General features: G+C 67.3%; 13 protein-coding genes. 12 read left to right on the top strand and 1 reads right to left on the bottom strand.

Annotation, left to right across the window (positions count from 1 at the left end):
- Positions 1–29 precede the first annotated feature (29 nt).
- Together WJ542_RS01340 and WJ542_RS01335 are read left to right on the top strand one after the other, a co-directional pair.
- Complete coding sequence (locus tag WJ542_RS01340) at positions 30–1,625, top strand: MDR family MFS transporter (RefSeq protein ID WP_411187158.1); 1,596 nt, start codon at positions 30–32, stop codon at positions 1,623–1,625.
- A 29-nt stretch (positions 1,626–1,654) separates the two neighbouring features.
- Positions 1,655–2,119, top strand: coding sequence for a MarR family winged helix-turn-helix transcriptional regulator (locus WJ542_RS01335; protein WP_411187156.1), 465 nt, complete (start codon positions 1,655–1,657; stop codon positions 2,117–2,119).
- A 22-nt stretch (positions 2,120–2,141) separates the two neighbouring features.
- Here the strand turns inward: WJ542_RS01335 and WJ542_RS01330 are convergent, their stop codons facing one another.
- Entirely contained in the window at positions 2,142–3,434 is a 1,293-nt protein-coding gene (locus WJ542_RS01330) for an amino acid deaminase (RefSeq protein WP_411187154.1), read from the bottom strand.
- Positions 3,435–3,540: 106 nt separating this feature from the next.
- Here WJ542_RS01330 and WJ542_RS01325 point away from each other — a divergent pair, with 106 nt between their 5' ends.
- The 10 genes from WJ542_RS01325 (at position 3,541) to araH (ending at position 14,303) form a co-directional block, all read left to right on the top strand.
- The gene (locus WJ542_RS01325; protein WP_411187152.1) at positions 3,541–4,488 is read left to right on the top strand and encodes a MurR/RpiR family transcriptional regulator; all 948 of its coding nucleotides are present in this window, start codon (positions 3,541–3,543) and stop codon (positions 4,486–4,488) included.
- 30 nt (positions 4,489–4,518) lie between these two features.
- On the top strand, positions 4,519–6,018 hold the full coding sequence (locus WJ542_RS01320; protein WP_411187150.1) for an N-acyl-D-amino-acid deacylase family protein: 1,500 nt from the start codon (positions 4,519–4,521) through the stop codon (positions 6,016–6,018).
- Positions 6,019–6,088: 70 nt separating this feature from the next.
- Entirely contained in the window at positions 6,089–6,478 is a 390-nt protein-coding gene (locus tag WJ542_RS01315) for a RidA family protein (protein WP_233862175.1), read from the top strand.
- A gap of 431 nt (positions 6,479–6,909) precedes the next feature.
- Positions 6,910–7,839, top strand: a complete 930-nt coding sequence (locus WJ542_RS01310; RefSeq protein WP_411187148.1) for an IclR family transcriptional regulator — start codon at positions 6,910–6,912, stop codon at positions 7,837–7,839.
- 32 nt (positions 7,840–7,871) lie between these two features.
- Positions 7,872–8,927, top strand: coding sequence for a 2-dehydro-3-deoxygalactonokinase (locus tag WJ542_RS01305; protein ID WP_411190448.1), 1,056 nt, complete (start codon positions 7,872–7,874; stop codon positions 8,925–8,927).
- A gap of 48 nt (positions 8,928–8,975) precedes the next feature.
- Positions 8,976–9,677: a 2-dehydro-3-deoxy-6-phosphogalactonate aldolase gene (locus tag WJ542_RS01300; protein ID WP_411187146.1), complete on the top strand. Its 702-nt coding sequence runs from the start codon at positions 8,976–8,978 to the stop codon at positions 9,675–9,677.
- Entirely contained in the window at positions 9,674–10,453 is a 780-nt protein-coding gene (locus WJ542_RS01295) for an SDR family oxidoreductase (RefSeq protein WP_411187144.1), read from the top strand. The genes WJ542_RS01300 and WJ542_RS01295 overlap by 4 nt, the downstream gene beginning before the upstream one ends.
- Before the next feature lie 163 nt (positions 10,454–10,616).
- Positions 10,617–11,624, top strand: coding sequence for an arabinose ABC transporter substrate-binding protein (locus WJ542_RS01290; RefSeq protein ID WP_027795884.1), 1,008 nt, complete (start codon positions 10,617–10,619; stop codon positions 11,622–11,624).
- Between the two features lie 115 nt (positions 11,625–11,739).
- Positions 11,740–13,251, top strand: coding sequence for an L-arabinose ABC transporter ATP-binding protein AraG (gene araG, locus WJ542_RS01285; RefSeq protein ID WP_411187142.1), 1,512 nt, complete (start codon positions 11,740–11,742; stop codon positions 13,249–13,251).
- Between the two features lie 23 nt (positions 13,252–13,274).
- Complete coding sequence (araH, locus tag WJ542_RS01280; RefSeq protein ID WP_411187140.1) at positions 13,275–14,303, top strand: L-arabinose ABC transporter permease AraH; 1,029 nt, start codon at positions 13,275–13,277, stop codon at positions 14,301–14,303.
- Positions 14,304–14,322: the final 19 nt, after the last annotated feature.

Raw genomic sequence — 14,322 nt, 5'->3', positions numbered from 1 at the left:
TGACGCGTCAACCGTTGCGGGATCAAAAAATGGCTGTTCATACCGCGGCCCACCACTCAAGCGGGCAGGTACTGCCGTTCCGGGAGTCGCTGCTCGCGATGCTCGGCGTTTCCTTCGTGACCATGCTGGTCGCGCTCGATCAGACCGTCGTCGGCACCGCATTGCCGACCATCGTCGCCGAACTGCGCGGATTCGAGCTTTACGCGTGGGTGGCCACGTCCTATCTGCTGACCTCGGTCATCACCGTCCCCATTTTCGGGCGGCTCGGCGATTATTACGGGCGCAAGCCGTTCGTGATCGCTTCCATCGTCGTTTTCACCGGCGCCTCCGTGCTTTGCGGCGCGGCCAACAGCATGTTGTTCCTCGTCCTCGCGCGCGGCCTGCAGGGCATCGGCGGCGGCATGCTGGTCGGGACCGCCTTCGCCTGCATTCCCGATCTCTTTCCCGATTCGGTCGTGAGGTTGCGCTGGCAGGTGCTCATGAGCTCCGCATTCGGCATTGCCAACGCCGTTGGCCCGTCGCTCGGCGGGTTTCTGACGCAGTACTACGGCTGGCGTTCCGTCTTTTACGTGAATCTGCCGGTGGGGCTCATTTCGCTCTTCTTCGTCTGGCGCTATCTGCCGCATCTGCGCCAGGTGGCGCACGAGGCGCGCATGCGGCTCGACTGGCCCGGCGCGCTCCTCATTGCGATCGCGCTCGGCAGCCTCCAGCTCTTCGTCGAAATGCTGCCGAAGCATGGCGTGGGGGTTTTCTCCGTGGCGCTCCTCGTCGTGGCGGTCGGGGCCGCCTGGGCACTGTGGCGCTGGGAGCTGCGCTGCCCGCAGGCCATTCTGCCCGTGGACATGTTCCGCAATCCGAGCCTCAATGCGCTCTTCACGCTGGCGGTGCTCGGCGGCTTCACGATGTTCTCGCTGCTCTTCTACGCGCCGTTGCTGTTCCAGGGCGGCTTCGGCATGTCGCCGAAGGAAGCGGGGGTCGTCATCACGCCGCTCGTCGTGTTCATCACGATCGGCAGCATCGCGAACGGGCGCATCGTGTCACGCATCCGCAATCCGAATCTCATGCTCTACATCGGCTTCGCGATGATTGCGGCGGCCTGCCTGGCCGTGGTCGTCGCCACGCGCGGCACGCCGCGCTCGCTCCTGATGACGCTCATGATCGTCGGCGGTCTCGGGCTGGGTTTCGTGATGCCCAATCTCACCGTGTTCGCGCAGCAGACGGCGGGCCGCGAACACCTGGGCATTGCCACGGCGCTGCTGCAGTCGCTGCGGATGATAGGCGGGATGATCGGCACGGCGCTGACCGGAACCCTCGTCACGCATCTCTATGCGAGCGGCGTGCGCAACGCGCTCGACGCCGATCACGCAACGTACTGGCTGCCGCAACTGGGCGATCCGCAGATCCTCATCAACCGCGACGCGCAGGCCACGCTGCTAGGCGACCTCGCGCACGCGGGGCACAACGGGGCGGCGCTGCTGGAGGCCGCCCGCGAGGCGCTGGTCGGCGCCATTCATCTGGGCATTGCCATGGCGGCGGCGATTGCGGTGGTGTCGATCTGGCAAACTCGCCGCGTGCCGCCCATCAAGCTGCACCGCAAGGTCGAACCCGTCGTCCATGCGGACTGACACGGCCTGGCTTTCATTCGAAACACGACATGGATACACACGATCGCATTGCCATCGTCCAGCAGTTCGGACGGACTTATCGCGCGTTCATGGCGGCGTTCGAGGCCCAGGTGGGCCATCCGCTGCCGCGCTGGCGCATTCTGCTGGCGCTCTACGAACAGAACGGCGAGTCGTCGCAAAAGCGTCTGGTCGAGCGCCTGCGCGTGGACCCGGGCGCGCTCACGCGGCAGTTGAAGGCGCTGGAGTCGCTGGACTGGATCGAGCGCAGCGCCGACCCGCGCGATAACCGCATCACGAACGTCAAGCTCACCGAAGCGGGCCGCACGGCCACGGAGGCGAGCCTGCCGCGCCGCAACGCGTTTCTGAACCTGACGATGTCCATGCCCGACGACGCGCTCGCCGCGCTCTCGGGCGCGCTGCGCATGATGGAGGCGCGCATCGGCGAGGCCTGCGTCGCGCAGCCGGCCGCAGCCGAAGAGAGCAGCGGCGCTTGAGCCCATGCGGGCTCGCCTGAGCTCAGAAGAACGTCTCGATCACTTCCGTCACGCGATACGACGGATCGACCAGCAGCACCTGGCGCCACTTGTCGAACGTGAGGCACGGGTGCGAGATGTCGAAGGCGATCATGTCGCCCACCTCGATATCGGCGCCGGCCGGAATCTGCAGGTAGGCGTGCTGATCCATCATCTGGAACACTTCCCAGCCCTCGCTCGCCGCGATGTCGCGCGGCGGCGCGCCCTTCGCGCGGTCGCGCGAAGGGCGGTAGTGGCGCGACGGCTCGGGAAAGCCCGCATCGAACGCCGCGTCGCGCTTGCCGAAGCCGATGATCGCGCGCCCCGGCTCCGGAATCGACTGCACGTAGGCCCAGAGCTGCAGCGCGGGCAGCAGCGCCTCGCCCATCTGGCGCGCCACCGGATTGCGCGTGAGGATCTGCGATTGCGCCTGCTTGTAGACGCCCACGTCGTGCGTCACATAGCAGCCGGGCCGCAGCACGACGTCGATCACGCCGGCCTCTGACGCCGGCGCGAATTCCTCCGCCACCACGTCGTACCAGGCCGAGCCCGCGCCCGAGAGCAGCGCGGGCGTGCGCGCGAAGCGGCCCTGCGCGGCCAGCTCTTTCGTCACGTTGATGGCGTCGCGCAGGAACGTGCGCACCTCGCTCTCTTCCTTGAGGATGCCCTCGTAAATTTCGACGCCCGCGAGCTTGAGCGAATCGGGATAGCGCCCGATCGCCTCGACCACCGCGCGGCGCGTATCGGTGTCGCGCACGCCCGTGCGGCCGCGCGGCACGCCGAGCTCCAGCAGCACCTGCAGCGTGCGGCGCGCCGAACGGAAGAATTCGCCCAGTTGCTCGACGCCCTGCACCGAATCGACGAGGCAGAAGAATTCGAAATCGGGATCGGTCAACAGTTCGGCGATCATCGTCATGTTGTGGCGGCCGACCAACTGGTTCGCCATCAGCACGCGCGAAATGCCGCCGCGATACGCGGCGCGCGTCTGGTGCGCCGTGGCGAGCGTGATGCCCCACGCGCCGGTCTCGATCTGGCGGCGAAAGAGCTGCGGCGCCATCGTCGTTTTACCGTGCGGCGCGAGCTTCACGCCGTAGCGCGTGACGAAATCCTGCATCCACTTCAGGTTGTGCTCGACGCGGTCCGCATAGAGCACCGCGGCGGGCAGGCTCACGTCCTCGTCCAGCAGATTCCATTCGAGGCGCGCGGCGTCGACGAGCTGAATGCTCGTGCCCGGCACGTTGCCGAGACCCTTGCTCTGCGGGTCGATCGTCGCGCCCTGATAGTTTGTAACTTTCATTTCCATTCGCTCCATTTCACTGCTGGCAGACGGTTGGCATTGACCTTGAGATGGTACACAAAGTACCATCTCCGCGTGAATGTTATTTATTAACAGCGTCTGTCCGATGAATTCCGCTACCGAATCCGGCCGTTTCGATATCGTGACGCGCATTGCAGGGCGCGTGCCCGAGCTGCGACCGGCCGAACGCGAAGTCGCCGCGCTCATTCTCGACGACCTGGCGAGCGCCGCGCGCGCGAGCATCGGCGAGCTCGCGCAGCGCGCTGGCGTGAGCATCGCCTCGGTCACGCGCTTTGCCAAGGCGGTAGGTTGCGCGGACGTGCGCGAGCTGAAGCTGCGGCTCGCGCAGGCCGCGGCGGTGGGCGAGCGTTTTCTGCGCGGGGCGGCCGCGGGGTACGCGGGCGCCGCCGAAGGCGCCGGCGCGAAGGGCACAGGGCGGCGCAGCAAGGGCGTAGCGCCGGAGTCGCTCGCCACGCGCGTCTACGACGAAATTCACGCGGCGCTCGCGCGCAATCACGAACTGCTGCGCGAGGCGCCGTTTGCCCAGGCGGCCGCTGCGCTGCGTGCCGCGCGCATGATCTACGTATTCGGCATGGGCGGGGGCTCGACCGCGCTCGCCGACGAAATGCGCTTTCGCCTCGTGCGTCTTGGCCGTCCCGTCGCGTCGTATCAGGACAGCCTGCTGCAGCGCATGGTGGCCAGCACGATGTCGCCCGAGTGCGCGGTCGTCGCGCTTTCCGTGACGGGGCGCGTGCCCGAACTGCTCGACAGTTGCCGCGTCGCGCGCGACTACGGCGCGACGGTGATCGCGCTCACGGCGCCCGCCTCGCCGCTCGCCGCGCTCGCCGACTGCCTCGTGCCGATCGTCGCGAGCGAGACCGATTTCATCTACAAACCGTCGTCATCGCGCTACGCGATGATGATGGCGCTCGACGTGCTCGTGACCGAACTCGCGCTCGCGCAGCCCGAGGAAACCCGCGAGCTGCTGCGCCGCATGAAGCACACGCTCGACGCGCATCGCGGCGGCGGCGAGCGCCAGCCGCTCGGTGATTGACAGACAGGACGACAGGAGAGGGAAACCGCTATGCATTCGCACCCGGAAGCCGCCGACACGCTGATCGTCGGCGCCATGCTCTACGACGGCACCGGCGCGCCGCCCGTCGAGCGCGACGTGGCGTTGCGCGAGGGCCGCATCGCGGCGATCGGCAATCTCTCGAACTGGCTGGCCGAAGAGGTGGTGGAGGCCAACGGGCGCGCGCTCGCGCCGGGCTTCATCGACGTCCATACGCACGACGACACGCACGTGATCCGCTCCCCGCAGATGCTGCCGAAGATCAGCCAGGGCGTGACGACGGTGATCGTCGGCAATTGCGGGATCAGCGCCTCGCCGGTCACGCTCAGCGGCGATCCGCCCGACCCGATGAATCTGCTGGGCGAGCGCGACGCGTTTCACTATCCCACGTTCTCCGCGTATGTCGACGCGGTCAACGCGGCGCGGCCGGCCGTGAACGTCGGCGCGCTGATCGGCCATACGGCGCTGCGCAACAATCACATGGACGACCTCAAGCGCGCCGCCACGGCGAGCGAGATCGCCGCCATGCGCGCGCAACTCGAAGACGCGCTCGCGCACGGCGCACTGGGGCTTTCGACGGGGCTTGCCTACGGCTCCGCGTACGAGGCCTCGACCGAGGAAGTGGCCACGCTGGCCGAGCCGCTCGCCGCGGCGGGCGCGCTTTACACGACGCACATGCGCACGGAGTTCGACGCGATTCTCGACGCCATGAACGAGGCGTATCACATCGGCCGCCACGCGCGCGTGCCGGTGATCATCTCGCACCTGAAGTGCGCGGGGCCGTCGAACTGGGGGCGCAGCAGCGAGGTGCTGGCGTCGCTGGAGGGCGCGCGCAAATACCAGCCGGTGGGCTGCGACTGCTATCCGTACAGCCGCAGTTCGTCCACGCTCGACCTCCGGCAGGTGACGGGCGACATCGACATCACGATCACCTGGTCCACGCCGCACCCCGAGCAGGCGGGCAAGCTCATCAAGGACATCGCCGCCGCATGGGGCGTCTCGCAGCAGGAGGCCGCGAAGCGCCTGCAGCCCGCGGGCGCGGTGTATCACAACATGTCCGAGGACGACGTGCGCCGCATCCTCTCGCACCCGGCGACGATGGTGGGGTCGGACGGCCTGCCGAACGATCCGCTGCCGCATCCCCGGCTGTGGGGGGCCTTCCCGCGCGTGCTTGGGCACTACGCGCGCGATGCTGCGCTGATTCCGCTCGAAGAAGCGGTGCGCAAGATGACGAGCCTTTCGGCGCGCCGCTTCGGGCTGGACAAGCGCGGCGAAGTCCACGTGGGCTGGCACGGCGACCTCGTGCTGTTCGATCCGGAGACGGTGCGCGATACCGCGACGTTCGAAAAGCCGCAGCAGGTGGCGCAGGGCATCAACGCGGTATGGGTGAACGGCGTGCTGTCGTATCGCGACGGCACGCCGACCGGAACGCGGGCAGGCCATTTCGTCGCGCGCGGCCCGCGCCAGACGGGCGATACGCAAGCGGCGCAAGCCGAACCCGCGGCATTCTGAGTCACGAATTTCGACCCCGGCGCGGCGCGGCGCGGGTGCGGCGTGCCGAACGATCTACAAGGAGCAAACGATGAAACGAATTGGAGCGGAAGGCGGCAAGGGCCAGGGCGGCCAGCATTTGCCGTTCGCGCGTGCCGTGGAAGCCGACGGCTGGCTGTACGTGTCCGGCCAGACGCCGATGGAAGGCGGCGAGGTGATCAACGGCGGCATTGTCGAGCAATCGCACAAGGCCATCCAGAATCTGTTCGCCATCCTGAAGGAAGCGGGCTACGGCGCGGAGCACGTGGTGCGTTGCGGCGTCTGGCTCGACGACGCGCGCGATTTCCAGTCGTTCAACAAGGTCTTTCGCGAATATTTCGGCGAGCATCCGCCGGCGCGCGCCTGCGTGCAGTCGAGCATGGTGGTGGACTGCAAGGTCGAGATCGACTGCGTGGCGTACAAGGCTCCGGCCGGCAAGTGAGCCGCAGGCCCCGCACCGGGGCTCGCAAGACGGCATGCCTGAAGGCGGCCCTCGGACAACGAGGGCCGCTTTTTTTTCGCCCGTTCCGGCACGCAGGACCCGTTTTCGGATTGATTCCCAATATATGAGCAGTACATTCACATATTGGAGATCGGGAAAAAACAGACCTACAATCCAGACCAACCGGCAGGCAGCGCCGCAAACGGCGCCGCCGCCCGGAACCCAGACCAGAATGAGCGGGCCGCGAGCGGCAAGCCATACAAGATTCGGAGACATCGTCATGATCGTGCAAGCGTTGGGCGCTCTGCCGCTCACGTCCTACCGGGGCGCCTTCCCGCGCCGCTGCCTCCCGTCTCGCGGGCGCCGCGGCGCCTGAAGCCGCGTCGCATACCGTTCCGGATCCGCTCCCACCGCTCATTCGTCGCCCCGCCATGACCAAAGCGATGTCCTCCCTTGCCGCGCGTCTGCCCGATGACGCGGACGAAGTCGCCGACAGCAAGCCCGCCGCCCGGAAGATCCGCGTTGGCTCCGACGAGATCGGCCTGCCCGCCACGCTGCTCGACGGCGCCTCGCAGGCCGGCACGCAGACGCTGCTGCGCGGCCTCGCGATCCTCGAAGCCGCCGCGGCCGGCGTGCGCGACCTGCGCTCGTTCGGCGCGGTGCTGGGCACGACGCGCAGCACGACGCATCGCCTCGTTTCCAGCCTCGTTCAGGCGCGCTATCTGCGCCAGGTGCAGGGCGGCTACCTGCTCGGTCCGAAGCTGATCGAACTGGGCACCATCGCGCTCGAGCAGATGCCGCTCACGGCGGTCGCGCGCACGCATCTGGAATCGCTGGCCGGCGAGACGCTCGACACGATCCACCTTGGCGTGCGCGACGGCGACGACGTGCTCTACATCGACAAGATTCCCGGGCAGCGCGGCCTCGAAATGCGCTCGCGCGTGGGCCACCGCATGCCGCTCGCCTCCACGGGCATTGGCAAGGCGATGATGCTCGACCTCGATCCCACGTCGTGGCGCTCGCTGTTCGACGCGTCGCGCCGCACGCTCGCCGGCGTGAGCTTCCGTCCCGACCATAGTCTCGATCCGGATACTTTCCTCAGGCGCATGACGAGCTATGCGGCAGGCGGCTACACATTCGATCTCGAGGAGAACGAAATTTCCATCCGCTGCGTTGCGGCGCCGGTGCGCGACGCGTCGGGCGCGATCGTGGCCGCGCTTTCGGTGGCGAGCACGATTCCGTACATGCCGCTCGAACGCATGGACGAACTGATTCCCGTCGTGCAGCGCGAGGCTCGCGCGATTTCCCAGGAACTCGGCTGGCGCGCGCCGCAGCCGGCCACGCGCAGGATTCGCCGATGAAAGCACGCGAAAAAGATGCAACGGGAGGCGCGATGGGGGAAGCAACGGTGGAGCAGGGCGTGCAGGAAACCGGACTCGCCGCGCGTGCGGCGTTGATCGGGCTCGACTGGGGCACGACCTCGCTGCGTGCCTATCTGTTCGACGCGAACGGCGAGGTGCTCGCGACACGCGTTTCGACGGCCGGCATCATGAATCTGCCGGTGCCGGCCGAGGAGGGCGGGTTCGACGAAGCCTTCGACGAAGCCTGCGGCGTATGGCTTGCCGAGGCGCCCGCGCTGCCGGTGATCGCGGCGGGCATGGTGGGCAGCGCGCAGGGCTGGGTGCAGGCGCCCTACGTCGAGACACTGGCCAGCGCCGATGCGCTCGTGGCGGGTGTGGTCAGCATTCGCACGGCGCGCGGCACTTTGCTGACCGTCGTGCCGGGCGTGCTGGAGCAAGGCGCGCTGCCGAACGTCATGCGCGGCGAAGAAACCCAGGTGTTTGGCGCCTTGTCCGATCCGGCGGCGACCGATGCGGGGCAGGCTGCGCTGATCGGACTGCCCGGCACGCACGCGAAGTGGGTGGTGGTCGAAGGCGGGCGCATTGCGCGCTTTTACACCTTCATGACCGGCGAGGTTTACGCGGCGCTCACGGCACACACGATACTGGGCCGCACGATGAAGCGGCCCGCGGAGCCGGACACGCCGGCGTTCCTGCGCGGCGTCACCGTGGCGCGCGAGCACGGCTGCGCCGGGTTGCTCGCGACGGCGTTCAGCTCGCGCACGCTCGGCCTCACGGGGCAGCTCTCGGCCGACGAGCAGCCCGACTACCTCTCGGGCGTGGTGATCGGTCATGAACTGCTGGGCCTGGAGGCCTCGCTGGCGCGCCGCGACGTGCCGCTTTCGGCCTGTGCGCCACAGTTGATCGGCGCCGATGCGTTGTGCGAACGATATAAGCTCGCACTCGAACAGTTCGGCTGCACGCGCGCTCGTCTCGTGTTGCGGGCCACCGAGCGCGGACTGTGGCACGTCGCCGTGAAGGCCGGCCTGGTCGCGGAATCGGCGCAACCGGCACACTCGGTGCAATCGGCGCAGCCCGCACCGCGCTGAGCGCAAGCCGCGTGGTATGAGCCCAGACAGCGAACCTTGGAACACGATATGGAATCCGAACTGAATCTGCCTGCTCCCTATACGCCTCATGCCGGTTTCGTGACGGCGTTCGGCGCGTGCCGGATGGTGGCGATCGTGCGCGGCATCACGCCCGCCGAAGCCGCCGACCACGGCCGCGCGCTTTACGAGGCCGGCTTCCGGCTTATCGAAGTGCCGCTGAATTCGCCGAGCCCGCTCGACAGCATCGCGGCGCTGCGCGCGGCGCTTCCCGCGGACGCGATGATCGGCGCCGGCACGGTGCTCACCACCGAACGCGTGCGCGACGTGAAGGCAGCGGGCGGCGAGCTGATCGTGATGCCGCACGCCGACGTCGACGTCGTGCTCGCGGCGAAGCTGCAGGGCATGGCGTGCGTGCCCGGTGTCGCGACGCCGACCGAGGCGTTCGCCGCGCTGAAGCACGGCGCGGACGCGCTGAAGATGTTCCCGGCCGAGCAGCTCGGACCGGCGGTGACGAAAGCGTGGCGCGCGGTGATTCCGACTGTCGTGCCGCTGCTGCCGGTGGGTGGCGTGAAGCCGGACAACATGGGGCCGCAGCTTGCAGCGGGCGCGAGCGGCTTCGGGCTGGGTTCCGCGCTGTACAAGCCGGGTCAGGATGCAGCCACGACGCGCGCGAACGCCGAGGCCTTCGTAGCGGGCTGGCACGCAACGCAGGAAGCGGCCGCTCGCGCGAGCCGCGGAGCGCCGGCGTGAACCGGCTGGCTGGCAAGGTCGCGCTCGTGACCGGCGCCGGGCGCGGTATCGGCGCCGCAATTGCGCGTGCGTTCGCGGCCGAAGGCGCGGCCGTCGTGCTCGCGGAGCTCGACGGCGAAACCGCGCAAGCCACGGCGCGCGAGATCGCCGCGCAACAGGACACCGCGAAGGTGCTGGCCGTGCAGACCGACGTCACCCAAGCCGGCTCGGTGCGCGCGGCAGTGGACGCGGCCGTGCGGGCGTTCGGCCCCGTGGACGTGCTGGTGAACAACGCCGGCATCAACGTATTCGCCGACCCGCTCGCCATGACCGACGACGACTGGCGGCGCTGCTTCGCGGTGGATCTGGACGGCGTCTGGAACGGCTGCCGCGCCGTGCTGCCGGGCATGGTCGAACGCGGCGCCGGCAGCATCGTGAACATCGCGTCGACGCACGCGTTCCAGATCATTCCGGGCTGCTTCCCGTACCCGGTGGCGAAACATGGCGTGCTGGGCCTCACGCGCGCGCTCGGCATCGAATACGCCCCGAAGAACGTGCGCGTGAATGCGATTGCGCCGGGCTACATCGAGACGCAGCTCACGCGCGACTGGTGGGACTCGCAAGCCGACCCGAAGGCCGCGCGCGAAACCACGCTCGCGTTGCCGCCGATGAAGCGTATCGGCCGCCCGGAGGAAGTGGCGATGACGGCGGTGTTTCTCGCCTCGGACGAGGCGCCGTTCATCAACGCGACCTGCATCACGATCGACGGCGGGCGCACCGCGCTTTATCACGATTGAAGCAGACGACTGAAGCAGACGACCGAATCGCGGGCCGTAAAGCATAGACAGGAATACGCACGAATCCGCAGGAATCCGCCGACGCGTTGGCCGCGCGCCGCGGCGGAGAGAAGAACAGGCGGCCGACCCTTCCCGTGAACGAAGAAGACAGGAGACTGACAACATGCAACGACGCATCTTTCTGACGCTGATGGCTGCCGCGGTTGCTGCAAGCGCGACACTGGCAGAGGCGCCGGTCGCGAAGGCGGCGGACGAGGTGAAGATCGGCTTTCTCGTGAAGCAGCCCGAGGAGCCGTGGTTCCAGGACGAGTGGAAGTTCGCCGAGATGGCCGCCAAAAAGGATGGCTTCACGCTCGTGAAGATCGGCGCGCCGTCGGGCGAGAAAGTGATGAGCGCGATCGACAACCTGGCTGCGCAGAAGGCCCAGGGCTTCATCATCTGCACGCCTGACGTGAAGCTCGGACCGGGCATCGTGGCCAAGGCGAAGGCCGACAACCTCAAGATGATGACCGTGGACGACCGCTTGGTCGACGGGTCGGGCAAGCCGATCGAGTCGGTGCCGCACATGGGCATCTCCGCGTACAACATCGGCAAGCAGGTGGGCGAGGGCATTGCCGCCGAGATCAAGAAGCGCGGCTGGGACATGAAGGACGTGGGTGCGATCGACGTGACCTACGAGCAGTTGCCGACCGCGCATGACCGCACGAGCGGCGCGACCGATGCGCTCGTCGCCGCAGGCTTCCCGAAGGCGAACATCATCGCCGCGCCGCAGGCCAAGACCGACACGGAAAACGCCTTCAACGCCGCGAACATCGCGCTCACGAAGAACCCGCAGTTCAAGCACTGGGTGGCCTATGGCCTGAACGACGAAGCCGTGCTGGGCGCCGTGCGGGCTGCGGAAGGCCGTGGCTTCAAGGCCGACAACATGATCGGCATCGGCATTGGCGGATCGGACTCGGCGTTGAACGAGTTCAAGAAGCCCGCGCCGACCGGCTTCTACGGCACCGTGATCATCAGCCCGAAGCGCCACGGCGAGGAAACTTCGGAACTGATGTACGCATGGATCACGCAAGGCAAGGAACCGCCGCTGCTCACGCTGACGACCGGGATGCTGGCCACGCGCGACAACGTGAACCAGGTGCGCGAGCAGATGGGTCTCGCCGCGAAGTAAGCGCGTGAACTGCGCTTGAGTTGAGCGTTTCCCGCCGCCCGCTGCCGGCGCGCACCGCATGACCACATGGGGCGCGCCGGTTGCGAAGCGGCGTATCGAATGAGAGGAAACCGAAGTGTCAGCGACACTGCGTTTTGACAATATCGGCAAGGTGTTCCCGGGCGTGCGCGCGTTGGACGGCGTTTCGTTCGACGTGCATTCGGGCCAGGTGCACGGCCTCATGGGCGAGAACGGCGCGGGCAAGTCCACGCTGCTCAAGATCCTGGGCGGCGAGTATCAGCCGGACTCGGGCCGCATCCTCGTGGACGGCAACGAAGTGCGTTTCCCCGACGCGGCGGCATCGATAGGCGCGGGTATCGCCGTGATCCACCAGGAGCTGCAGTACGTGCCGGATCTGACCGTCGCCGAAAATCTGCTGCTGGGCGCGCTGCCGAATACGCTCGGCTGGGTCAAGCGTGGCGAGGCGCGCAAGTTCGTGCGCGAGCGTCTGACCGCGATGGGCGTCGATCTCGACCCCGCCGCGAAGCTGCGCAAGCTTTCCATCGCGCAGCGCCAGATGGTGGAGATTTGCAAGGCACTCCTGCGCAACGCGCGCGTGATTGCGCTCGACGAGCCCACGAGTTCGCTCTCGCACCGCGAGACCGAAGTGCTGTTCAAGCTCGTGCGCGAGTTGCGCGCCGATAACCGCGCGCTGATCTATATCTCGCACCGCATGGACGAGATCTACGAGCTCTGCGACGCCTGCACGATCTTTCGCGATGGCCGCAAGGTGGCCTCGCACGAGACGCTCGACGGCGTGAAGCGCGAGACGATCGTCGCGGAGATGGTGGGGCGCGAGATCAGCGACATCTACAACTACACGCCGCGCGAACTCGGCGAGGTGCGCTTCGCGGTGCGCGGCGTGGAGGGTCATCCGCTCTCCGGGCCGGCGAGCTTCGAGGTGAAGGCGGGCGAAATCGTCGGCTTCTTCGGGCTCGTCGGCGCGGGGCGCAGCGAGCTCATGCAGCTCGTGTACGGCACGCACAAGCGCCGCGTCGGCGAGATCGTGCTAGACGGCAAGACCATCAAGGTGAAGCGCGCCGGCGACGCGATCCGTCACGGCATCGTGCTGTGCCCCGAGGACCGCAAGGAGCAGGGCATCGTCGCGATGGCGTCGGTCTCCGAGAACATCAACATCAGTTGCCGCCGGCATTTCCTGCGCGCGGGCGTGTTTCTCGACCGCAAGAAGGAAGCCGAAACGGCAGACCGCTTCATCAAGCTCCTGAAGATCAAGACGCCGAGCCGCCGCCAGAAGATCCGCTTTCTTTCGGGCGGCAACCAGCAGAAAGCCATCTTGTCGCGCTGGCTCGCGGAGCCGGATCTGAAGGTCGTGATACTCGACGAGCCGACGCGCGGCATCGACGTCGGCGCGAAGCACGAAATCTATAACGTGATCTACCAGCTTGCGGCGCGCGGCTGCGCGATCGTGATGGTGTCATCGGAATTGCCCGAGGTGCTCGGCGTGTCGGACCGCATCGTCGTGATGCGCGAAGGCCGTATTTCGGGCGAGTTGCCGCGCAGCGCGGCGAGCGAACACGCGGTGCTGGACCTCGCGCTGCCGAGGCGCGAGCAGGCGTTGGCCGCATGAGTGGACGGGGAGGAGTGACTGAAATGCAAGCAAGAGAAAATCTGGCGGCCGAATCTGCGCAAACCACTGCGAAGACGGTTGCCGAAGCGTTGATACCGCAGGCCAGCGACAAGCAGAAGTGGTGGCAGCAGATCACGGAATACAGCCTGATCGTGATCTTCGTGGTCATGTTCGTCGTGATGTCGCTGACCGTCGATCACTTCTTCTCGATCGAGAACATGCTGGGCCTCGCCCTCTCGGTCTCGCAGATCGGCATGGTGGCCTGCACGATGATGTTCTGTCTCGCCTCGCGCGACTTCGACCTTTCCGTGGGCTCGACGGTCGCGTTCGCGGGCGTGCTCTGCGCGATGGTGCTCAACGCGACGAACAACACGTTCATTGCGATGGTCGCGGCCGTGGCCGCGGGCGCCGCCATCGGCTTCGTCAATGGCGCGGTGATCGCCTACCTGCGCATCAACGCGCTGATCACCACGCTCGCCACGATGGAGATCGTGCGCGGCCTCGGCTTCATCGTTTCGCACGGGCAGGCCGTGGGGGTGTCGTCGGATACCTTCATCGCGCTCGGCAACCTCACGTTCTTCGGCGTCTCGCTGCCGATCTGGGTCACGCTCGTCTGCTTCATCGCATTCGGCGTGATGCTCAATCACACGGTGTACGGCCGCAACACGCTCGCGATCGGCGGCAATCCCGAGGCTTCGCGTCTCGCGGGCATCAACGTCGAGCGCACGCGCGTCTGGATCTTCCTGATCCAGGGCGCGGTTACGGCGCTCGCCGGCGTGATCCTCGCTTCGCGCATCACCTCGGGCCAGCCGAACGCGGCCGAAGGCTTCGAGCTGAACGTGATCTCGGCGTGCGTGCTGGGCGGCGTCTCGCTGCTGGGCGGCCGCGCGACGATCTCGGGCGTGGTGATCGGCGTGCTGATCATGGGCACGGTCGAGAACGTGATGAACCTGCTCAACATCGACGCGTTCTACCAGTACCTCGTGCGTGGCGCGATCCTGCTCGCGGCCGTGCTGCTCGACCAGTTGAAGAACCGCGGCGCACGCGACTAACCACTAAGGAAGCCGAATC

Source organism: Paraburkholderia yinzeri (assembly GCF_046581065.1).
Lineage (GTDB): Bacteria > Pseudomonadota > Gammaproteobacteria > Burkholderiales > Burkholderiaceae > Paraburkholderia.
The sequence above is the reverse complement of the archived record's forward strand: the minus strand, read 5'-3'. Positions and strand labels throughout refer to the sequence as shown.

What these genes read in the sequence shown, in the direction of transcription:
- WJ542_RS01340 (WP_411187158.1), top strand. Translation starts at nt 30, where the DNA reads ATGGCTGTTCATACCGCGGCCCACCACTCAAGCGGGCAGGTACTGCCG.
- WJ542_RS01335 (WP_411187156.1), top strand. Translation starts at nt 1,655, where the DNA reads ATGGATACACACGATCGCATTGCCATCGTCCAGCAGTTCGGACGGACT.
- WJ542_RS01330 (WP_411187154.1), bottom strand. Translation starts at nt 3,434, where the DNA reads ATGAAAGTTACAAACTATCAGGGCGCGACGATCGACCCGCAGAGCAAG.
- WJ542_RS01325 (WP_411187152.1), top strand. Translation starts at nt 3,541, where the DNA reads ATGAATTCCGCTACCGAATCCGGCCGTTTCGATATCGTGACGCGCATT.
- WJ542_RS01320 (WP_411187150.1), top strand. Translation starts at nt 4,519, where the DNA reads ATGCATTCGCACCCGGAAGCCGCCGACACGCTGATCGTCGGCGCCATG.
- WJ542_RS01315 (WP_233862175.1), top strand. Translation starts at nt 6,089, where the DNA reads ATGAAACGAATTGGAGCGGAAGGCGGCAAGGGCCAGGGCGGCCAGCAT.
- WJ542_RS01310 (WP_411187148.1), top strand. Translation starts at nt 6,910, where the DNA reads ATGACCAAAGCGATGTCCTCCCTTGCCGCGCGTCTGCCCGATGACGCG.
- WJ542_RS01305 (WP_411190448.1), top strand. Translation starts at nt 7,872, where the DNA reads ATGGGGGAAGCAACGGTGGAGCAGGGCGTGCAGGAAACCGGACTCGCC.
- WJ542_RS01300 (WP_411187146.1), top strand. Translation starts at nt 8,976, where the DNA reads ATGGAATCCGAACTGAATCTGCCTGCTCCCTATACGCCTCATGCCGGT.
- WJ542_RS01290 (WP_027795884.1), top strand. Translation starts at nt 10,617, where the DNA reads ATGCAACGACGCATCTTTCTGACGCTGATGGCTGCCGCGGTTGCTGCA.
- araH (WP_411187140.1), top strand. Translation starts at nt 13,275, where the DNA reads ATGCAAGCAAGAGAAAATCTGGCGGCCGAATCTGCGCAAACCACTGCG.